The following is a 22,090-nucleotide window of genomic DNA, read 5'->3' as shown; positions in this document are numbered from 1 at the left end:
TCGGTATCGTTCTTAAGCGCATAACTAGATATAATCCGAAAAGCCTGCCTTCTCATAGGCGGCTTTTCGACTATCAGGAGGAGTGGAAAGATGAAAGTACTCTTTGCAGCTTCAGAGGCAGTTCCTTTTATTAAAACGGGAGGTCTTGCCGATGTGATCGGTTCATTGCCGAAAGAACTTATCCAGCAAGGGCTGGATGTACGGGTTATCTTGCCTAAGTATGGCGGGATTCCTGCCAAGTACCGCGATGCGATGACTACGGCTGTGACACATGATATCTATGTCGGTTGGAGAAAGCAATATATCGGCATTCAAGTTCTGCAGCAGGATGGGGTTACTTTTTACTTTGTGGACAATGAATTTTATTTCAATCGTTCCGGCGTTTATGGGTATGGCGATGAGGCAGAACGTTTTGCTTTCTTCTGCAAAGGCGTTATCGAAACGCTGCCGCTGCTGAACTTCCAGCCGGATGTTATTCACTGTCACGATTGGCAAGCCAGCATGATTCCCGTGCTGTTGAAGGCTCATTATCAACATCTGCCATTCTATAGTGAGATCAAAACGTTAACGACCGTTCATAACTTGAAATATCAAGGTGTGTTTAGCCAATCGTTGTTTAAGGAGCTGTTTGGCTTATCCGACGATCATTTTACCGGAACAGCGCTTGAACTGCATGGTGGTGCGAGCTTCCTAAAAGGAGGGCTTCTGTACGCGGACCGTATTACAACGGTGAGCCAGACCTATGCCGAAGAGATTCAAACTCCGTACTTTGGCGAACATTTGGATAGCCTGCTGCGCCACCGCAGAGACCAGCTGACGGGGATCGTGAACGGGATTGATTATGAAGTGTTTGATCCGATGAATGATCCGCATCTGGTTTCTACATACCGGGATTCGCTGCCTAAAAAGCAGTTGAACAAGACAGCACTTCAGGAGCGGCTAGGATTGGAAGTGAGAGAAGATGTCCCGATGATTGCCCTTGTAACGCGTTTGGTGCAGCAAAAAGGGCTAGATCTCATCCAGCATGTCCTGCCAGAAATTTTGTCGCTAGACATCCAGCTCGTTGTGCTCGGGACAGGCGAATACGACTATGAGGAGATGTTCAAGCAAGCGGCATTGAAGCATCCTGGCAAAGTATCCGCTCAGATCTGCTTTGACGAGGCATTGGCACATCAAATCTATGCGTCTTCAGACTTGTTCCTAATGCCCTCACAATTCGAACCATGCGGTATTGGTCAGTTGATTGCACTTCGGTATCGCTCTGTGCCGATCGTCCGAGAAACCGGTGGACTGAAGGATACGGTTCTGCCATATAATGAGTTTACAGGCGAGGGGACAGGCTTCTCCTTTAGAGATTACAATGCGCATGATATGCTGCATACGATCCGCCGTGCGGTCTTTTTCTACAAAAATGACCGTGACGCCTGGTTGAAAATTCAGATGAACATGAAAAAAGGCGACTTTAGCTGGAAGAAGTCCGCGCAGCAGTATATCGGACTTTATAAGGAAATGGTCAAATAACGGGAAAAATCAGGACTGGAGGCTCATAGCTTCCAGTCTTTTTTACCTACTTCCTCTTCATTTATCATTTACAAATGACGATAAGTATGTTGTCACGTGAAAAATGGTGAGGGAGGCAGTTGTTCAGATGAGCAGGACGACAGATTGTTTAACCGATGCGGATATGTATCTTTGCATGCTATTTCAAACACCTGTAGAGGTGTGGTTTGACGGCGAATTAGAAGACTCAGGAACACTCATAGAAGCGTATTCGGATGATGTCATTAAAGTAGGCGGCGTTTACTATTTACGGAAGTTATGCCTAATTAAAAAAATAGCCTAATACAAGATCAGCCTCGTGTTCTTAAGCCAGAATACGAGGTTTTTTTCGAAATTGCCGAAAATAAGGTATAATATTCCTGATCCACTGACAACAACGGTTAGGAGTGGCAACATGGATTGGATATCGCACGCACTTACTGTACTTTTTATTGTTAATATTTTACTTGCTCTTACGGTCGTATTCTTGGAACGCCGGAACGTGGCGGCTACCTGGTCATGGTTGATGGTGCTTCTATTTATTCCAATTCTCGGTTTTCTGCTCTATGTGATGTTAGGGCAAAATTTAAGCCGCAGAAAGCTGTACAAATGGAATCAGCGCATGCAGGAAAGAATGCAGACGGTCATCTCGGAACAGCGGGAACAGCTGATGAACGGGACGATGACCTATCTGAATCCGATGGTCAGCGAATACCGTGATTTGATTTATTTGAACGTGTCCTCGAATGACGCATTTCTAACCCAGGATAACAGCGTCGATATTTTTACGGATGGGATAAGCAAATTCAGTGATTTGATGCTGAAAATCGAAGCCGCGAAAACGCATATTCATATGCAGTATTACATCGTCAAGAATGACGCATTGGGGAAGCGGATTATGCAGGCCTTAACGAAAAAAGCGGAGCAAGGGGTCATCGTTCGATTTTTGTATGATGACATTGGTTCACGTTCGTTAAAGGATTCTTTCTTCCGTGATTTTCTGAAAGCAGGCGGGCAGAAAGCAGCTTTTTTCCCTTCGCGAATCCCTTATTTGAACTATCGGGTTAACTATCGGAATCACCGGAAGTTAGTCATTGTTGATGGCAAAATCGGCTATATGGGCGGTTTCAATGTGGGGAATGAATATCTCGGCATGGATCCTCGTTTCGGATTTTGGCGGGATACGCACCTTCGTTTAACGGGAAGTGTGGTTCGTGCGCTTCAGTCCCGTTTCATCTTGGACTGGAATTTAGCTTCTTCGACACCAGTCGAAGTGGATTCGTGTTATTTTCCAGAACGTGAAGAAGGAGGGACTTCACAGCAGGTACCGATGCAGATCGTGGCGAGTGGGCCCAACGAAGAATGGCCGCATTTCGTATACACATTTCTCAAAATGATTCATATGGCCAAAAAACGGATCCTGCTGCAGACGCCGTATTTTATTCCAGAAGAGAGTATGCTCAATGCTCTGCGCATAGCAGCCTTGTCCGGCATTGACGTTCGTATCATGATTCCGGAAAAAGCGGATCACTTGTTTGTGCATTGGGCTTCCCTTTATTATGTGGGGGAATTGCTTCGGGCGGGCGTGAAATGTTATCTCTACGATTATGGGTTCTTGCACGCGAAGACGATCGTTATCGATGGGAAAATGGCATCGGTAGGGACGGCTAACTTCGATATTCGAAGCCTGCGGCTTAATTTTGAGACGAATGCGCTTATGTATCATGAGGAAACTGCGAAAAAGCTGGAAGCTACATTTTGGAAGGACATGGAAGGTTGTATGGAACTAACATTGGAGGAATATGAGAAGCGCTCTCTTCGCATACGATTCCTGGAGTCCATCTCGAAGCTGATCTCTCCTATTTTGTAAACAAAAAACACGTCAACTCTCTGAAAGAGAAGACGTGTTTTTTGTTTCACCCGTGGAATTAATAGACGACTTCGCCGTTATCGTAGTTAAACTGCCATTGGATGCCGAACTTGTCTTCCAAGCTGCCGTAGCATTTGCTCCAGAAAGTTTCCTGTAATTCCATGCCTACTTTGCCGCCTTCTTTCAGTTTATGGAAAGCGGATTTGATTTCTTCGATATCCTTGCTGACCATGGATAAGGAAATATTATTTCCGGCTACAAAAGGCATACCTGGAAAGACATCAGAGAACATCACCGTGCTGCCGCTTATTGTCAGTCTGGCGTGCATAACCATGGATTTTGCTTCTTCTGGGAGCGGGTAAGCCGGGTCTGACGGCGTATCGCCAAAGGTCATGATTTTCGGTTGTTCAGCGCCGAATACTTCTGCATAATACTCCACCGCTTCACGACAATTTCCATTAAAATTCAAGTAAAAATCTAATGCCATTTGTGTCACTCCTCAGATTTGTTTTTTTTCATATTATTCCCATATTGTATCATTTAACTTGTCCATATTCCAATATGAAGAAGGCTAAGGGGACTGCATCTAGCTCTTTTGAAATTGCGTTGGCGTCATGCCCTCGAGTTTCTTGAAAATACGTGTGAAGTAGCCGGCATCATCGAAACCGATGGATTCGGCAATCCATTTGATGGCTAAATCGCCATTGCGCAGCAACGGTTTTGCTTCCTCAATCCGCTGTTTCTGCTGGTAGTCGGTCAAGGTCATCCCTGTCTCTTTTTTGAATTGCCTTGAAATATGGGCTGGATGTGCGTGGCACTCCTGTGAAAGCTCCTCTAAGCTTAATGGTTTATTATAATGCAGGGAAATAAATTGAACGACCTTTTGAACGAGCGGGGAATAGCCCTTTACAGCATGTTCGCGCACGAGCCGGCAATATTCGTCGAACATGAGCGTCATTAATTTATTAAGAAAATCGATCGTTTCGGTCCTTTCGATTTGCTTTGCGAATTTCTCAGAAATTTGATGCAAGAAAAAGGGCTGAACATTGGCATTTTTGGCAGCGATACGCAGCAAAGTATTTAAAATAATAAGCGCATTTCTTAAGGCTCTTACCGGTTGGTTCGGAAATCTTTCGGAGAAGTCATACAGATTCTTCATTTTGGAGCGCACTTTCTGCAAAGTTTCATGATCCCCATGCTGGACGGCTTGCATCATTTCCTGCTCAATTTGATAACGCAATTCAATCAGGTCGATAAAGGCCTCATCGGGCTGCTGCAGCATAAGCTCGATTTTGCTCTGACGGGGGGACCGGGCAGGCTGCGTTTGGAGTTCCAATTCCCGAATATCCGTTTGCGAAATGCCTTCGATTTGCTCGAATACATTGGCCATGCTTTGGACCCTCGCGGCGCCGATTAATTTCATTCCTCGGTAAAACCCTTCTAATTCGATTCGCTTTCCTTGATCCAGTTTAAACTTCGTGTACAGTTTATTGACGTCTGGAACCTGCAGTAAGAAAGGCCCTGTGACTATGATTTTAGTACGTTGCTCTTGTAATCGAAAAGCTTTGGCTAAGTAGGTAAATCCCCATATATTCGTGTATTTGCAGCATTGGTCAGGAGAGAGTTGAGCTTCCGCGGCAAGGAACGCGATATCTTCCTTCTGCCAGCTGTTTAGAAATTCAGGGATATTATCATGTTCATGATTCAACAAAACAGTTCCGCTGCTCGTCAGAACGACGGTGTTGATGTCCGTTAAGTGAAACAATGTTGTGCTAATTGCGGATAGATGAAGCTGCAGCTCGCTCATAAGAAACTCCTTTTTATAAATCAGAATGTTAAAATAATCCCTTAAATGCATTTCACGTCCTACTTAGTAGTTGGTTAACTTAGTATAATCTTAATTGTTGAGTTTGCAAATGAGAATAAAAGGAGCGGCTATTATGTTATATCCAATCGTATCAGAGTCACGGGGAATCATAGATCTTAGCGGGATTTGGAATTTTAAATTGGATTTTGGAAAGGGCTTTCAAGAGAAATGGTTCGCTTCAGCGCTTACTGAGACCATCCCGATGTCAGTGCCGTCCTCCTTCAACGATGTAGGCGTTACGGCGGATATTCGAAACCACGTTGGTTGGGTCTGGTATGAGCGAGATTTCACGGTATTAAATTTGCTAATGTCGGAGCGTATTGTCTTGCGATTTGGTTCGGCTACTCATCGAGCTGTCGTTTATGTGAATGGGCAAGCGGTTATGGAGCATAAGGGGGGATTTACACCGTTTGAAGCGGAAATCAATTCCTTTTTAACTACAGGCCATAATCGATTGACAGTTGCCGTGAACAATATCGTGGATGAAACGACGCTGCCTGTAGGAATCTACAGTGAACAGGAAGTTCCGGGGCGTGGCCTTGTTGCAAAAAACAGCCCGAATTTTGATTTTTTCAATTATGCCGGCATCCATCGTCCGGTGAAAATTTATACGACACCACACGTGTATGTGAAAGATGTGACTATTTTAACCAATTTGAACCAGCAAAAAGGGCTTGTTCAGTATGAGGTCGAGATAGCGGGAAAAGGACAAGTCAAGGCAACGGTTGTTGATCAGTCGGGCCTTGTCGTGGGGGAAAGCAGCGGACTTCAGGGGTTGATCGAGATCGAAGGGGTGAAGCTGTGGGAACCTTTGAAAGCTTATTTGTATACGCTTAAAGTTGAGATTAGCGATAATGGACAGCTTGTAGACGTTTACGAACAGCCATTTGGTGTACGAACCGTTGAAGTCAAAGACGGGAAATTCCTGATTAATGATAAACCTTTTTATTTTAAAGGGTTCGGCAAACATGAGGATTCGGCAATTCATGGAAGAGGGTTTAATGAAGCGGCGAATGTTCTCGATTTCCGCTTGATGAAATGGATCGGTGCCAATTCGTTCCGCACAGCTCACTATCCTTATTCGGAGGAGTTAATGAGGCTGGCCGATCTTGAAGGTCTTGTTGTCATTGACGAGACGCCTGCCGTCGGGCTGCACTTGAATTTCATGGCGATGTTCGGAGGCGGGGCGAAGCGGAAAACTTGGGAGGAGCTTCGAACGCAAGAGCATCATCAGGATGTCATTCGGGAACTCATTGCGCGTGACAAAAATCACGCTTGTGTCGTGATGTGGTCTATTGCTAACGAGCCGGCTTCAGAAGAAGAAGGAGCGGATGCTTACTTCAAGCCGCTTGTCGAGCTTGCCAAGGAACTTGATCCGCAAAAAAGGCCTGTGACCATTGTCACACACCTGATGTCAACGCCTGAAACGTGCAAAGTGGCGGAGCTTGTTGATGTGCTTGCACTGAATAGGTATTACGGCTGGTATGTGCAAAGCGGCGATATGGAAGCAGCCAAAATCAAGCTGCGCGAGGAACTGGATGGCTGGGGCAAACGCTGTCCGGGCAAACCAATCATCATGACCGAGTATGGGGCGGACACGATTGCCGGCTTGCATGATGTAGACCCTGTGATGTTTACCGAAGAGTTCCAGGTCGAGTACCTGCGGGCGAATCACGAAGTGTTTGATGAATTCAGCACCTTTGTTGGCGAACAGGTTTGGAATTTTGCGGATTTTAATACATCCCAAGGCGTTATACGGGTTCAAGGAAACAAAAAGGGCATCTTCACACGGGATCGGAAGCCGAAATATGCGGCACATGAGCTGCGTAAAAGATGGCTGGCTATTCCAGATTTCGGATATAAGAAACCTTAGAAATAGGATCTGAGCAATCTGAGTTGCACATGTAGCGGGGGGATACGATGAGTAATTTGGTTATTCACAATGTGTCTGAAACAACGGGTAACATCAAGGCAAGCCGTCCTTTTGGGATGCGGGATAAGCTGGGGTATTTGTTCGGCGACTTTGGGAATGATTTCTTTTTTATCCTCGTGAGCTCGTTCCTGATGGTCTACTATACGGATATTTTCAACATTCATGCGGCGACGATTGGGCTTGTATTTATCATTGCAAGACTTTGGGATGCAGTTGCAGATATCGTGTGGGGGCGTTTCATCGACACTAGAAAAGCGGGGATTCAAGGCAAATTTCGGCCTTGGATCTTCCGAATGTCTTTTCCGCTCGTCATATCCGGTATTCTGATGTTTGTGAAAATCCCGGGGATGTCCGACGGGTTCTACATGGCTTATGCCTTTGTCACTTATCTGATTTGGGGAACGTTGTACAGCACGGTTAATATTCCATACGGGTCCATGGCGTCTGTGATTACAAGCGATTCGGTGGAGCGCACGACATTATCGACGTTCAGAACGATGGGGGCTATGCTCGCGAGCCTAATTATCAATGTGATCGGGCCGTTGATTCTGTTTGTGAACAATAAAGCAGATTCCAACAGGTTCATGCTGGCCGCTATTATTTTTGGCATATTGTCGATTGCCTGCTACATGGCTTGTTATAAACTATCAACGGAACGCATTACAATACCGGAAACGCAGAAGAATAAGATCCAGCTAGCTACAACTTTAAAAGGCATGTTAAAAAATAGACCGCTGATCTCTATTTTGATTGCATCGCTCACGTTTATGATGCTTTCGATGCTGGTAGGCGCAGTGAATGTGTATTTGTTTAAAAATTATTTTGGAAGCGCTTCGATGTTGAGTATGGCTGGATTAATTCAGACAGCTGCGGTATTTATCGCGATTCCTTTCGTTAAATCGTTGGTACACAAATTTGGCAAAAAGGAAATAGCCGCAGCAGGTATGCTGCTTTCCTCCGTAGTCTACCTTACCCTCTATTTCCTGCCGCATTTGACAGCTTGGCAATTCGTCCTTATTTCCGCTGTTGGTATGTTTGGCTTTGCATTTTTCAACTTAGTTGTATGGGCATTTGTCACCGATGTAATTGACTATCAAGAGTATGTGACTGGCGTGAGGGAAGACGGTACGGTGTATTCCGTTTATTCCTTTGCCCGCAAGGTCGGGCAAGCGCTTGCAGGCGGGATCGGCGGCGTGGCTATCGGCTCAGTTGGCTATGATGCGGCTCGATCCGTTCAGACCAAAGAAGCGTTAGATGGCATATACACGTTAGCCACTTTAGTGCCAGGCATCGTCTATCTGGTCATTTTTCTGATCATTGTATTTTTATACCCGCTGAATAAACGGCGGACGAGTCAGTTGGCGAGTCATTTGAACGAAAAGAGACTAGGGGACGCCTGAGGGTAGGATAACTGTATAGGAACCGATGAACCTGATCTGCTTGGTGATCAGGTTTTTTGGTTTGCCGGGCTGCATGAAGCCGCGGACAGAGGACCCTGAGGGTGTTATTTATGCCCTCAGGGCTGGTCTAGAGCTTTCGGGGGAACTACAGGGCTTTATTTCTAAATATTTGGCGGATAACCAGGAAATATTTAGAAATAAGTGACCCCAGTTCCCCTTCGGCATATAGATGGGCCTATTTCGCAGAAATAGCGCCCTGTAGTTTCCCTAAGCCGAGTCAAAGACTCGGCTTAGCCTTGTCGCTGACTTGCGAGCCTGCTCGCAGTGGCACATCTGCTAGGTGCTACCGACATGGAAGATGGCTAAGCATGAATAATATTGACTTTTGCAGAACATCAAGATAGAATCGGGTTAGTGAATTACTAAATTACTAATTTACTAAATTACTAAATTGCGAAACCAAATCAAAGGAGCTAACCAAATGAAAATACCAACATCTTTAAAACATAAGCCCGTCATTGTTTCCGAAAATTATGAGCAAGTTGACGGCAGATACGCTGAAACGTCCGATGCGAAAGGACTTTCGCTGGGACTGGCTCAATGGAACGACAGAGGGAAGGTCGACATTTCGGCCAAAGTCTGGAGATACACAGGGGAGAAGTGGTCGAGGCAATCAGAAGAGCTGCCGCTGCACCGCGTTCTTGATCTTGCCATTCTCGTAACAAGAAGCATGCTGTATTTCCGTGAAGAGGCGTACCGAAATAAGAACCTATACGATCCCGAGAATCCGGTGATTGACCGTTTAGGCTTGCAAGGAGATGCCATGACCGTGGCCGTCTGTACGGATAACGATCGAATTAACGAAGACATTAAACTATTCAGCCAAGCGCTTAGCGAAGATGATGAGCTCAATGGCGAACGTCTGCGTATGCTGTCTAGAATTTTAAAAGATATGGGGTATTAAAGTGTTTACGAATCGATATGTGCGAACGATTATCCTGTCGCGGGTGTTCCTGCAGTTAGGCGTATGGATAAGAAATTTTGCCGTGCTTTTATATGTGACCGATATTACAAATAATGATCCTAAGTTTGTTTCACTTATTTCCGTCGTTGAATTTGCTCCGATATTTTTATTCGCCATCATCGGAGGGACATTCGCGGACCGCTGGAAACCAAAGCGCACCATGGTTTGGAGTGACTTTTTATCAGCTGTTTCCGTGTTAGCCGTGTTGCTCGCTCTAGTGATGGGTGAATGGTATGCGCTATTAATTGGAACACTGATCTCAGCGAGTTTATCTCAATTTTCGCAACCATCCGCCATGAAGCTCTATAAGAAACACGTAGCCGCTGACAAACTGCAAAGTGTCATGGCTTTATCGCAATCGTTAATCGGCATCTTTACCGTTGTCGGTCCCATCATTGGTGTTTTTATTTTCATGCAGTTTGGGATTCAGGTTTCCCTTTTGTTGACGTTTTTATTTTTCCTGACCTCCGCCATCATCTTGTCGTTTTTGCCTCGTGACACCGAGGAAGCGAACGCGCATCATACAGGTAGTTTTATGACCGAGATGAAAGCTGGGATCAGTTATGTATGGTCTAACCGTTCATTACGAACCCTGGGTGCAACTTTTGCCGCTTCAGGGCTTGCCGCGGGGATGATTCAGCCCCTAATGATTTTTATCACGATTGAAAATTTAGGACAGGATAAATCATTTATGCAGTGGTTTCTAATGACGAACGGCGCGGCCATGCTGATTGGCGGAGCTTTCATCATGACGGTAGCCAAGAGAGTGAAACCACAAGTTTTGCTTGCTGTGGGCTTGCTGGTCAGCGCCATATGTACCATTGCAGTCGGAGCTTCGAAGATATTGCTGCTGTCCTTTGCGCTCCAAGCCCTTAGCGGGTTATTTTACCCTTGCATTCAAGTCGGCATTCAAACTCTTCTCATGAAAAATACAGAAGCCGCTTATATGGGTAGGGTGGGAGGCGCGATAACTCCCATTTTTATGGGCATGATGGTGGTAGGCATGTCGATTTCCGGATATTTAAAAGATATGTCCTCACTGCTTTCGGTCTATGTGCTCAGCGGCTGTTTGCTCCTGGTTGGAGCATGGCTGTTGATGCCGATCATGAAGGAAAAGCAAGCGCGGGTGCAAAGTTTTTGATTTTCATGACAACAAGAGGCTGTCCCACAGGTTAATAAACCTCAAGACAGTCTCTTTTTCTTCTTCTTTTTAAAACCAAGGACCCTGCGAGATTGTGCACGAAAAGTCGGATGGCGTCTTTGTACAATTGCTATTGTATAGATAAGCGAGGGAGGTGAGCTTGAAGATGCTTGAGAACATGAATGGGGCTTTATCTTATATCGAAGAAAATTTGACGGAAGAGATTGATTTCAAAGAAGCTGCCAGAATAGCGATGTGTTCGGAGTTTCATTTTAAAAGAATGTTCTCGTTCCTGGCCGGTGTCTCTCTGTCGGAATATATCCGTCGCAGAAGGCTTACGCTTGCTGCATTTGAGCTGAACCATAGCGCAATCAAGATTATTGATTTGGCGGTCAAATACGGCTATTATTCGCCGGATTCTTTTACCAGAGCTTTTCAAAGCATGCATGGGATAACGCCAACGGAGGCAAGAGAGACGGGGCAAACGTTAAAAGCTTACCCAAGACTGACCTTCCAGCTCACCATTAAAGGAGGAGATGTCATGAACTACCGGATTGAAGAGAAAGAAGCATTTCGCATCGTGGGACTGAAGAAGAGGGTACCGATTATTTTTGAGGGAGTAAATCCGGAAATCGCCGCTATGTGGGGAAGCTTAAACGCAGAGCTTATTCAAGAGCTTAAATCGCTTTCGAATGTGACGCCAAGCGGGCTCATTAGCGGGTCAGCCAACTTTTCAGAAGGGAGGATGGAAGAGAAAGGGGAGCTCGATCATTATATAGGAGCGGCTACTACGAAAGAGTGCCCGGATCATCTGGCTGCACTTGAAGTTCCCGCCTCCTCATGGGCCGTATTTGAAGCTGTGGGTCCTTTCCCGGAAACGCTGCAACAAGTATGGGGCCGCATCTATGCCGAGTGGTTTCCATCGTCGAGCTATGAACAAGTGGATGGTCCGGAGATCCTATGGAATGAAAGCAAAGAGGTAACATCCCCCAACTTTCGAAGCGAAATTTGGATTCCTGTTTCGAAAAAATAAGTGAGACTTCATAAACAATCATGTTGAGAGGGTGCTTCCGAAGCATCCTCTCTTTTTTTGCAACAATTTATTATTTTTTATGGGATCTTTCACTTATTTCGACAAACATTTCAAATTGAACATGATAGATTATTCGTGTATTTAATCGGTGGAAAGGGTGAGCGCTTTCAATAATGTCAGCAAACTAATCTCTATTCGCACGATCTTGCTGTCCGTTTTTCTACTGCTCATGATTCTTCCGCTAGTCGTAATCACGTATATTACCTATAAGAAGGAAAATGAATTGTTTCAAAAGCAGGTTAGCCAGTATTTGCTGCAGACCGTTGGGCAAACTCAGCGTGCTTTGGATGCCAATCTTTCCGAAATTGATCGGCTCACTTGGACTTTGTTGTATGAACAGTCGCTTGATTTTTTAAACGGCCCCTTAGACTCCTCCTATCCACTGTTCGAAGCCAATCAGAAATTTAAAAATATGGTCTATTCCAACCTGTTTCGTGGCAGGCTTGAGCATATTCGAGCCATCTATTTTATAACAGCTGGACATGAGGTTCTTTCGACAGAAAATTTATTTTATACGTATGAGCAAGTTGATCGCGTCAATATTCAGTTCGTTATGGATCAGATTGAGCGGCAGCCCTTAAAGATGAATTGGTTCAGCGATAAAAGGTCGATTTATCGTCTAAAAGACGGTTTCGAAACTCCGGTTCGCGCGTCCGTAACGGCTGCTCGGCGTCTCATTGACAGTAACACCGCTAAGCTTAGGGGTTATTTATTTGTGCAATTTAACGATCGTTTTATAAGCGAGCATTTGCGAAACGTTCAAATTGGTTCAACAGGCTCATTATTAGTCACGGATGCTTCCGGCGATGTGATTTATCAGCAGGACGCTCAGCTGTCTCAAAATAATAAAATAAGCCAAGCCATACAAGATTTGCCTTCTCAAGGCCAAGGGCTGCAGATTGTGGATGGCAAATGGCTGCTCGCCTTCGATACTTCCCAAATTAGCGGGTGGAAGATGACGGCGGTCGTCCCCATCAATGAACTAATCGGGCCCAATCAAAAAATATTGCGGTATTTGTTAATGATGTCGGCCATTGGCGCGCTTGTCGCCGTGATTGTCTCGTTTCTTTTGGCTACCGCTATTTCGAAGCCGGTTATTAATCTTGCCAGGTTAATGGCATTTGCGGCGAAAGACAATCTCCATGTTCGGGATACGCAAGGACCCATTCAAGAGATCAGCATCTTGCAATTTAGCTTTAATCGGTTGATGGACCGTATTCAAAGGCTCATTCATGAAAATGAAAAGCAGCAGAAGGAAAAACGCGAGGCTCTTCTTCAAGCGCTGCAAATGCAGATCCATCCTCATTTTTTATATAATACGCTGGATATGATTTATTGGATGGCCAAGAAGCATAAAGCGGAATCCATCAGCAAGCTGGTGACGGCTTTAGGAAGGTTCTTCCGGTTCACCCTTAATGCCGGTCAGGAATGGACAACACTGGGGAAAGAACTTGAGCATGTGGAGAACTATTTGCAAATTCAATCCTTCCGGTATAGAGACAAGCTGTATTATGAAATTGAGCTGGAACCCGAAGTTGCTTATGTCAATGTGATGCCGCTTATTTTGCAGCCGTTAATTGAAAACGCTTTAGAACATGGGATATCCAAGAGTCAGGATGGCGGAAAAGTCTTGATCAAAGCGTTTCGAAGCGAAGATAACGTGCTGATCGTCATTTCGAATACGGGGAGGCAGGTCGATCTGGAACATGTCCGGCTTTTGCTGCAGAATGCAACTTCAAATAACCATGTGGGACTGCGAAATGTGCAGCAGAGAATTCAGACGGCCTTCGGGACAGAGTATGGCATTGAGGTAGCGGCAGGTGAAGATCAAGGCGCGTTGGTAACGGTTACAATCCCTTATCGATTGGCTGCGTTGCAAGAGGATCAAGAGGGGGCATAGCATTTGAAAATGCTGCATTTCAATCGATTAATGTTGGTTTCGTTCGTTTTACTTCTCGTCTGGGCGTTAAGCAGCTTGCTCTTATTGGATCGGGTGACCGTGGATTCTCCTAAAGCATTAGCGAGCCCCAAAAAGATAAAAGTGTTGATTCGCACCGGTACGGAATCGACGGCGATGCGTCAAATTTCGAAGACGTTTGAAGCGGATACGGGGATTCAGGTGGAGTATATCGAATTGGGAAGAGATGTCTATTTCACTTCTGTCGGCACGCAGCTGCTGGCTGGGACAGAGTCATTCGATATTGTCTCGATTCCGAATACATCCATCGCGCAATTTGCGGCCGTGCATGCCATTCTTCCGTTAGATTCGTTTATGAATGATAAAAATTTGACGGATATCCAGTCGTTTGATGTGAGCGATTTTTTGGCCACTTACAAATATCAAGATACAACTTATGCATTGCCGACGGATATTAGCACGCACTTTTTGTATTATCGAAGCGACTTAATTCCCCATCCACCGGAAACCTGGGACGAATTATTCGAGTTAGCCCAAACGTATACCAGAAGTAAAAACCCTACTTCTCCTACGAGATGGGGGCTTGCGATGCCCGCTGTTGTGCCGGAAGAAAGATCCAAGATCTTCGCATCCCTGTTGTGGTCGTATGGAGGCGACGTGCTGAATGAGGAAGACGGGAACGTCTTGTTGGATCGCGAGGAATCGGTTCAAGCCGGCAAATATATGGAGAAACTGGTTCAGGAGAAAGTGGTCCCGCAGGATTTGCTAAGTTGGGATTTCGCTAGAACCCGTGATGCTTTAATCGCAGGTGAGATCGCCATGGCGGCACCATACTGGAATGCAGCGTATCCAATGATCAAGCAAAATAGCGACCCCAATAAAGAGGCAATCAAAATTGCGCTAATTCCAGGCACCAAAGATCAATTTGGCCATATTAAGCGTGTCCCATTTCAGCATGGTTGGACGCTTGCCATTAATGCAAGTTCCAGAAACGCTGTGGACGCCTGGAAATTTCTCGAATATGCAACAGGGAAACGCGGGGGAATGATTTATGCGCAGCAGGGGGGGATACCGGCAAGGCGCTCCATTCTAGGTGATCCGTCTTTTGAAGAGACGAGACCAGATTTTGCCTTAATTTTGAAGAGTATGGATATGGCCAAAATTGAACCTTCAATTAGTTATTACCCGGCGATGGTGGAAATTGAAGAAAGGGCATTGGCCAAAATCATTACATCTTTTGCCAAGCCGGAAATATCTTTTAAAGATGCAGCGAATGAATTACGCCAACTCTCAATGAAAATGAACGGAAATTTGAAATAGGACGGAGGATGACTCGATGACTACGACGACCGTTTGCCGTGCCGTCATTATTGATGACGAAACCTGGATTCGGGAAGGCTTAAGCGAACATATCAATTGGGAATCGCTCGGAATCGAACTGGTTCAAGTCTTTCAAGACGGGCTTGAAGCTATCCGCTATATGGAGGAGCATCCCGTCGACATTCTGTTGTCGGATATTCGCATGCCCAATATGACGGGGCTTGAATTAGTTGCAAGATTGCGCGAATTGGAAAAGGAAAGTCGTTTGTTGTTGAGTACCAAGGTTATTTTCCTCAGCGGGTATGGTGATTTTAAATACGCCCAAGAAGCGCTTCGTTTAGGAGCTGTAGATTATCTGCTTAAACCTTCGGATGTGGAAGAGATCGAGGTGGCTTTGCAGAAAGCAAAGACGCTGTGCGCCAACGAGGCAGCAGCGCCTGATATACAGGAGCAGAAGGTCGCTGAGGAGCCCAGCTCCTATTTGATTAAGAAAGCGCTTCAAATGATGAGCGCGAGGTTCACAGAAGACCTGCATCTGAATCAGATTGCGGATGAGCTGTTTGTGACTTCGAACTATTTAAGCAGGTTGTTCCGCCAAGAAATGGGCAAATCGTTCAGCGATTATTTATCACAGCTGCGCATTGAGAAAGCCTGTGAGCTTCTTGGCAGCAGCAACCTGAAGATTTATCAAATTGGAGAGGCTGTCGGCTACCCGAATCCCCGTTATTTCAGCGAATGGTTTCAAAAGCAAAAGGGCATGTCGCCTGGGGATTATAGGTCAAAGCATGCTTAACTAACAAGGATTGCGTTTTGTGCAAAAAAACGGAATAAAAGATAGATTTACCTCATTAAAAGAATTTCCCCAATTGAGTAAGATAATTTTGTAAAGCGGTTTCATACAAAAGCGATCTGAAAGGGGAAGTACTGTGAAACGTAAATTATCTTTGATTCTTTCGACTGTAACATTAACGGGTTCGCTTCTTACGGCATGCGGCACCACGACCAACGAGGCGACGAACAGTCCGGCTCCAACTCCGGCTGCGGCCGCAAACACGCCTGCCGCATCGGCAGCGCCAGCTACGCCGGCTCCGGCTGCTGGCAAGAAACAAGTGGAAATCTTCAGCTGGTGGACGGGTGCCGGTGAAGAAGCGGGCCTTCAAGGACTTATTAAACTGTTCAAAAATAAATATCCGGACATTGAAGTCATTAATGCGGCTGTTGCCGGCGGTGCCGGAACCAATGCCAAAGCTGTTCTCGCCAGCCGCATGCAAGGCGGAGACCCGCCTTCGGCCTTCCAAGTTCATGGTGGGGCAGAACTGAATACAGGCTGGGTGGCAGCTGCTAAAGTCAGCCCATTGAACGACCTGTACGACAAGGAAGGTTGGAAGGATAAGTTTCCGAAAGACCTGATTGAGATGGTTAGCAAGGACGGCAATATCTACTCGGTACCGGTTAATATTCACCGGGGGAACGTGATTTTCTACAATAAGAAAATTTTTGACCAGAATGGTTTGAAAGCGCCTACGACATTTGATGAATTCGTTAAAGTAGCGGATGCATTGAAAGCGAAAGGCATTACGCCTCTGGCACTGGGTGACAAAGAACCGTGGACAGCGACCATGTTGTTCGAAAATGTCTTGCTCGGCGAATTTGGCGCTGACGATTACAAAAAATTATGGACCGGTGAAATTCCGTTCGACGATGCACGCGTGAAAAAATCGCTCGAAACTTTTAAAAAGATGCTTTCTTATACAAATAAAGATCATGCTGCACGTAACTGGCAGGATGCCGCACAGCTGGTAGCCAACGGTGAAGCGGCAATGAACAACATGGGAGATTGGGCAAAAGGATATTTCACGACGGATTTGAAACTGAAAGTAAACGAGGATTTTGGATGGGTGGCTTCCCCGAATACGGACGGCAGCTTCATGGTCGTAACGGATACATTCGCTTTACCGAAGGATTCCAAAGACCAAGCGACAGCGAAAGAATTCCTGAAGGTTCTTGGCTCGGTAGAAGGTCAAGACGTGTTTAACCCGTTGAAGGGGTCCATTCCGGCAAGGGTGGATGCGGACGTTTCCAAATACGACATCTATGGCAAAACGACAATCGAAGATTTTAAAAAGAGCAAACTGACGCCAAGTATGGCTCACGGCTCGGCAGCGCCTGAAGGCTTTACGACACAAGCGAACCAAGCGATTAATATTTTTGTAACGCAAGGCGATGTAGAGCAAGCGGCAAAAGCGCTTAAACAAGCACAAACTGCCAATGGCATGAAGAAATAGGCTTGAAAAATCGTCAGGGCCAGATGTTGGATTTAGGCATCTGGCCTTGTTTTTCTGGAGTGTGAATCGATGAACGCTTTTCGTTGGAAGTCGGAGAAGCTTGTGCCTATCGCCATGCTGATGCCGTCTTTAGTGGCAATCGCCATATTCGTGTATGGTTTTATAGCCTGGACCGGCTACGTATCGCTATCAGAGTGGAATACACTCGTAAAAAACCTGACCTTTGCAGGATTCAGCAACTATGCTTTTTTATTTAATGATTTCCGGTTTCAAGCGGATTTAAGAAATACGGTGATGTTTACGGCTCTATTCATCGCCGGCGGGATGTTTGTTGGCTTATTTCTGGCAGTGATGGTCGATCGGAAGATTCGAGGGGAAGCATTTTTTCGAAATATATTCGTATTTCCGATGGCGCTTTCTTTTGTTGTAACCGGGGTTGTGTGGCAATGGATTTTGAATCCAACGACTGGGGTTAACTTATTGCTGAAGTCGCTTGGGGTTACGAATGTGCCCAGCTGGTTTGTAAGCACGCAAATTATTCCCAAAATTCCAGTAGGCCAGATTGATGTCGGCCTTCCGGTCGCCATTATTGCTGTTGCAATTGCGGCCATCTGGCAAATGTCGGGATTCGCCATGGCGATGTATTTGGCCGGATTGCGGAACATCTCCGAAGAACTCCGGGAAGCGGCACGTGTGGACGGCGCAACGGAATGGCAGGTGCTTCGAAAGGTGATTTTGCCGCAGTTGAAGCCCATCACGATGAGTTTGATCATTATTTTGGCGCATATTTCTCTAAAGATTTTTGACTTGGTCTATGCCATGACAGGACCTGGTGCGATGTTCGTTACAGATGTGCCGGGTGTATACATGTTTGAAACGACATTCCGCGGAAATCACTATGCCCAAGGAGCAGGAATCGCGATGATTATGCTGCTGCTAGTTTCCTTACTCATCATTCCTTACTTAATTTCCAACTTGCGCAAAGGAGAGGAATAATATGTCGCTGGAGCGCGTGAATCGTACGCTGTTGTATGTGGCGCTGATCGTTTTGGCGATTGTTTATCTGGTTCCGGTATATGTCATGCTCATCACGAGCGTCAAGGGACTTAACGAAATCACACTCGATAAAATGTGGGCGCTGCCTCAGTATTTTAACTTGAAAGGTTATCAAGAAGCGTTTAAGAAGCTGATTCCCAATTTGACGAACAGCTTTTTGCTTGCCATTCCGGCTACGTTGTTGTCTTCACTGCTTGGATCTTTAAACGGCTACATTTTATCAAAATGGAAGTTTAGAGGATCGAACTTTTTGTTCTCCCTGATGTTATTCGGGATGTTTATTCCCTACCAAAGTATACTAATTCCCTTAATTCAATTTCTGCAAACGATTAAACTTTACAACTCGATTCCTGGGCTGATTCTCGTTCATGTCGTGTACGGTCTGCCCATTTGCACCCTGATGTTTCGCAACTTTTATGTGGGAATCCCAACGGAAGTGTTGGAATCGGCCAAAATTGACGGAACCGGATTTTTCGGTATTTATCGGTATATTATGATTCCACTTTCATTAACAGGATTTGTTGTAGTAGGCATCTGGCAATTCACGAGTGTATGGAACGAATTTTTGTTTGCCGTTACCTTGACCACCCAGAAACAACAACCGATCATGGTGGCTCTGCAAAACCTGTCAGGCAGTCAAATCGTACAGTGGAACGTACAGATGGCCGGAGCGATTTTGGCCGCTTTACCTACGCTGCTCGTTTATATTTTCTTGAGCAAGTATTTTATTCGGGGGCTCCTGGCAGGTTCGATTAAAGGATAGAAGGACGCTCAGAAAGGAACGATCTGCATGAAACGTAAAATTTCCGGAATGTACCTGGTTCTCATGTTCTGTATATTGCTAGTTCCAATCTCCACTTGGGCTGCAGATTCCTTCACTTACACGCTAACAATCAGTAACGATAAACCTGAAGTAGGGAAAGACAAGGAAATTAACGTGACAGTGACAGGGGATAACCTTCAGGATGTATACGCTTATGAAGTGAATTTTGTTTATGACCCCAACCAATTACGATTTAAGGAGGCGAAAAGCGCGCTAGATGGCTTCTCCATTCCTGCTATCGTGAAAAATAATCAAATTCAATTTGCGAGTACCAAAATTGGCAATAAGGCCGGGGAAAGCGGGAAGGTTCCCTTATGCACGCTTGCTTTTGAACCGATTGGGAAAGGCCAAGCAGAGGTAGAACTTACGGACGTGAAGCTGGTCACCAGCAAAATGGTTTCCAGTAAACAAAATGCGGGCACGCAGATTGCTATGGATATAACGAACGATAATGCAGCTATGTTTCGTGATATTGCAGGGCACTGGGCGAAAGAGGCGATTGAAAGAGCGGCGAAACTGGGCTTTGTCAACGGTTATGAGGATGGCAGTTTTAGGCCGCAAGGACTTATCACACGCGCAGAGTTTGCGACCATGCTAGCTCGTGCCATTCAGTTACCGTTGAACGGCCAAGATCAGCTTACCTTTGCAGACGAGTCTACGATACCGGAATGGGCGAAATCAAGCATCGCTTCAGCCGTAAACGCCGGCATCGTATCAGGGTATGAAGACAACACGTTCCGTCCAGACCAAATGATTTCCCGAGCCGAAATCACCACGATGATTGTGCGGGCTTCAGGTATCCAGACAGCTGAGCAACCAATATCGACTTTTGCCGATAAAGACCAAATTCCTGCCTGGGCGCACTCTTTCGTAGCGGCTGCAGCAGAAGCCGGGCTGGTTCAAGGCAAGGGAGATCATCTGTTCATGCCGAATGACAACGCGACCCGGGCTGAGGCGGTCACACTCCTTCTATCTTTGCTTGATTATAAGAAATGATAGGCCGCCATTTGTCTATACATAAAGCCAGAGAGGATATTAGACGATGAGAAAAAGAAAAAGGTATAGAACATACCTTGTATATGCGCTTCTCATGCTTTTATCGGCGAACTGGTTTGCTGATCTCTCACTTGCCAAAGCCGACGAAGCCATCCATGCCACCTTGTCCGGTCAGGACAAGGTGTTGGTTGGCGATGCATTTGATTTGACCTATGGATTGAAGGGAGTTACGCAAGCGGTCTACGCTCAGGATCTCACAGTTACTTATGATGCTGAGCAGTTGAGTTTTCATGGTGCGGAAACAGTAAAGGAATTAAAGGATCAGTTCTCGATTGTCGGACTGTCTGACACACCTGGACAAGTTCGAATCATTGCGGTGAGCCATGGGGCGCAGTATGCGATTCACGAAGATAGCGAATTGTTAACGCTTCATTGGAGCTCAAAGAAGCTTACTCATTCTGCCTCATCCGATGTAACAATTAGCAATCTCATTGTTTCAAACGGTGATGGCGTGGAAACCAACGTAAGCGGCACGACACATACGGTCCAACTTTCTGCAGATAACTCGCAGCCTGGGGATTTGAATGGAGACAACAAATACACGATCGGGGATTTAGCGATTGCGGCAGCTTCCTATGGTAAAACATCGGCTGACTCCGATTGGGCCAAACATGTGAAGGCGGATGTCCATCCCGATGGCAGGATTGATATTGCGGATTTGGCGATCATAGCCAAAGCGATCATGAGTGGTTTGCCGGATGCGCCGAAACCTCCCGAATGGACGGCAGCAAAGCGCCTTGACGTATCCGGCGTGTCGAGTTCAGGCGTGAAGTTATCATGGTCCGGTGCGACCGATCCAGACGGGATAACCGGCTATAGGATTTACCAGGATGGGCAGGCTTTAGCCACTGTGACGGGCAATGTCTATCAATACGCAATTACGTCATTGATGCCGAATAAGGCGTATACCTTTAAAGTGGAAGCGGGTAACGCATCCGGGCTTTGGAGTACGAATGGTCCCAGCGTAACTGTCACCACACAGGCAAACCAGCTGCCATCGGCCCAATTAACCGGTCAGGAATCCGTTTATTCCGAAGGTCTATTTACACTAACTTATGGACTTAAAAGTGTAACTGAGAGCATCTATGCTCAGGATTTCACACTGACTTATGAGGCGGAACATTTGGAATTCCTCGGAGTGGATACGATTCGTGAAGACATGTCCGCTGTCATCGATTCCGAAATGAATGGACAAGTTCATGTCATACTCCATGCAGGGGAACATCCAATAAAAGAGGACGTTGATTTATTAGTGCTGCGCTGGAAGGCTAAATCCATTTCTCAGCCAGTAACAACAACAATGGCGATTCAAGACATCGTGCTGACCCATACAGACGGTTTGGAAATAACCATTAACGGTGTATCACACAGCGTTCGCATTAGTTTGGTTGATCTCAATAGTGATAACAAAATTTCTGTGGGAGATTTGGCTGTGGTTGCGGCGGCTTACGGACGTACGTCAGAAGATCAGGATTGGGCGAAGTATGAACAAGCTGATCTCAATCAGAACGGCAAGGTGGATATCGACGATCTGGCAATGGTAGCCAAATGGATTTTTCGTTAAAGGCACAAAGTGAGGGGATAGGCGGTAAGCGACCTCACTTTTTGTATTCCTAAATGCCGATGGAATGGAAATGTGATTATTTTATCGGAAGAAAAGATAGATTTACCGCATAGTTAAAGCCAGGCTCTTTCAGTAAGATATGTATGGGGAAGCGCTTACAGGTGTGCTTCGAAAGGAGGCTGCTTGACTCTTAACGATCAC

General features: G+C 45.8%; 18 protein-coding genes. 16 read left to right on the top strand and 2 right to left on the bottom strand.

Features of this window, described 5'->3' with window-relative positions; translation table 11 throughout:
- Positions 1-90: 90 nt before the first annotated feature.
- The 3 genes from glgA (at position 91) to cls (ending at position 3,409) form a co-directional block, all read left to right on the top strand.
- Positions 91-1,521: a glycogen synthase GlgA gene (gene glgA / locus AC3WTJ_RS08210; RefSeq protein ID WP_492521410.1), complete on the top strand. Its 1,431-nt coding sequence runs from the start codon at positions 91-93 to the stop codon at positions 1,519-1,521.
- Between the two features lie 127 nt (positions 1,522-1,648).
- Complete coding sequence (locus AC3WTJ_RS08205; protein ID WP_127451541.1) at positions 1,649-1,843, top strand: hypothetical protein; 195 nt, start codon at positions 1,649-1,651, stop codon at positions 1,841-1,843.
- A gap of 111 nt (positions 1,844-1,954) precedes the next feature.
- A complete protein-coding gene (gene cls / locus AC3WTJ_RS08200; RefSeq protein WP_492521409.1) occupies positions 1,955-3,409 on the top strand; it encodes a cardiolipin synthase in 1,455 nt (484 codons plus the stop codon).
- A gap of 58 nt (positions 3,410-3,467) precedes the next feature.
- Here cls and AC3WTJ_RS08195 read toward each other — a convergent pair whose 3' ends face one another.
- Together AC3WTJ_RS08195 and AC3WTJ_RS08190 are read right to left on the bottom strand one after the other, a co-directional pair.
- A complete protein-coding gene (locus AC3WTJ_RS08195) occupies positions 3,468-3,896 on the bottom strand; it encodes a VOC family protein (protein WP_157324590.1) in 429 nt (142 codons plus the stop codon).
- 99 nt (positions 3,897-3,995) lie between these two features.
- Positions 3,996-5,216 carry a helix-turn-helix domain-containing protein gene (locus AC3WTJ_RS08190; protein ID WP_492521408.1) on the bottom strand — a complete coding sequence of 407 codons (1,221 nt, stop codon included), beginning with the start codon at positions 5,214-5,216 and terminating at the stop codon, positions 3,996-3,998.
- A 133-nt stretch (positions 5,217-5,349) separates the two neighbouring features.
- Between AC3WTJ_RS08190 and uidA the strand changes: the two genes are divergently transcribed.
- The 13 genes from uidA (at position 5,350) to AC3WTJ_RS08125 (ending at position 21,889) form a co-directional block, all read left to right on the top strand.
- Positions 5,350-7,149: a beta-glucuronidase gene (uidA, locus tag AC3WTJ_RS08185; protein ID WP_492521407.1), complete on the top strand. Its 1,800-nt coding sequence runs from the start codon at positions 5,350-5,352 to the stop codon at positions 7,147-7,149.
- A 47-nt stretch (positions 7,150-7,196) separates the two neighbouring features.
- Complete coding sequence (locus AC3WTJ_RS08180; protein ID WP_492521406.1) at positions 7,197-8,609, top strand: MFS transporter; 1,413 nt, start codon at positions 7,197-7,199, stop codon at positions 8,607-8,609.
- 481 nt (positions 8,610-9,090) lie between these two features.
- Positions 9,091-9,573, top strand: a complete 483-nt coding sequence (locus AC3WTJ_RS08175; RefSeq protein WP_492521405.1) for a DUF6530 family protein — start codon at positions 9,091-9,093, stop codon at positions 9,571-9,573.
- A gap of 1 nt (position 9,574) precedes the next feature.
- Positions 9,575-10,774, top strand: a complete 1,200-nt coding sequence (locus AC3WTJ_RS08170; RefSeq protein WP_492521404.1) for an MFS transporter — start codon at positions 9,575-9,577, stop codon at positions 10,772-10,774.
- A gap of 166 nt (positions 10,775-10,940) precedes the next feature.
- Positions 10,941-11,807 (top strand): AraC family transcriptional regulator, encoded by an 867-nt coding sequence (locus AC3WTJ_RS08165; protein ID WP_492521403.1) that lies wholly within the window; start codon positions 10,941-10,943, stop codon positions 11,805-11,807.
- A gap of 157 nt (positions 11,808-11,964) precedes the next feature.
- Complete coding sequence (locus AC3WTJ_RS08160; protein WP_492521402.1) at positions 11,965-13,767, top strand: sensor histidine kinase; 1,803 nt, start codon at positions 11,965-11,967, stop codon at positions 13,765-13,767.
- A gap of 9 nt (positions 13,768-13,776) precedes the next feature.
- Complete coding sequence (locus tag AC3WTJ_RS08155) at positions 13,777-15,105, top strand: ABC transporter substrate-binding protein (RefSeq protein ID WP_407873046.1); 1,329 nt, start codon at positions 13,777-13,779, stop codon at positions 15,103-15,105.
- A 16-nt stretch (positions 15,106-15,121) separates the two neighbouring features.
- On the top strand, positions 15,122-15,898 hold the full coding sequence (locus AC3WTJ_RS08150) for a response regulator transcription factor (RefSeq protein ID WP_492521401.1): 777 nt from the start codon (positions 15,122-15,124) through the stop codon (positions 15,896-15,898).
- 133 nt (positions 15,899-16,031) lie between these two features.
- Entirely contained in the window at positions 16,032-17,390 is a 1,359-nt protein-coding gene (locus AC3WTJ_RS08145) for an ABC transporter substrate-binding protein (protein WP_492521400.1), read from the top strand.
- 69 nt (positions 17,391-17,459) lie between these two features.
- The gene (locus AC3WTJ_RS08140) at positions 17,460-18,386 is read left to right on the top strand and encodes a carbohydrate ABC transporter permease (RefSeq protein ID WP_157324608.1); all 927 of its coding nucleotides are present in this window, start codon (positions 17,460-17,462) and stop codon (positions 18,384-18,386) included.
- Position 18,387: 1 nt separating this feature from the next.
- Positions 18,388-19,209: a carbohydrate ABC transporter permease gene (locus tag AC3WTJ_RS08135; RefSeq protein ID WP_407872224.1), complete on the top strand. Its 822-nt coding sequence runs from the start codon at positions 18,388-18,390 to the stop codon at positions 19,207-19,209.
- A 27-nt stretch (positions 19,210-19,236) separates the two neighbouring features.
- Positions 19,237-20,265, top strand: a complete 1,029-nt coding sequence (locus AC3WTJ_RS08130; protein WP_492521399.1) for an S-layer homology domain-containing protein — start codon at positions 19,237-19,239, stop codon at positions 20,263-20,265.
- A 46-nt stretch (positions 20,266-20,311) separates the two neighbouring features.
- Entirely contained in the window at positions 20,312-21,889 is a 1,578-nt protein-coding gene (locus AC3WTJ_RS08125) for a cohesin domain-containing protein (RefSeq protein WP_492521398.1), read from the top strand.
- Positions 21,890-22,090 lie beyond the last annotated feature (201 nt).

It is taken from the genome of Paenibacillus sp. FW101-FHT12H11 (genome assembly GCF_058790355.1).
Note: the sequence above shows the minus strand (reverse complement) of the source record. Positions and strands in the feature narration are given on the sequence as shown.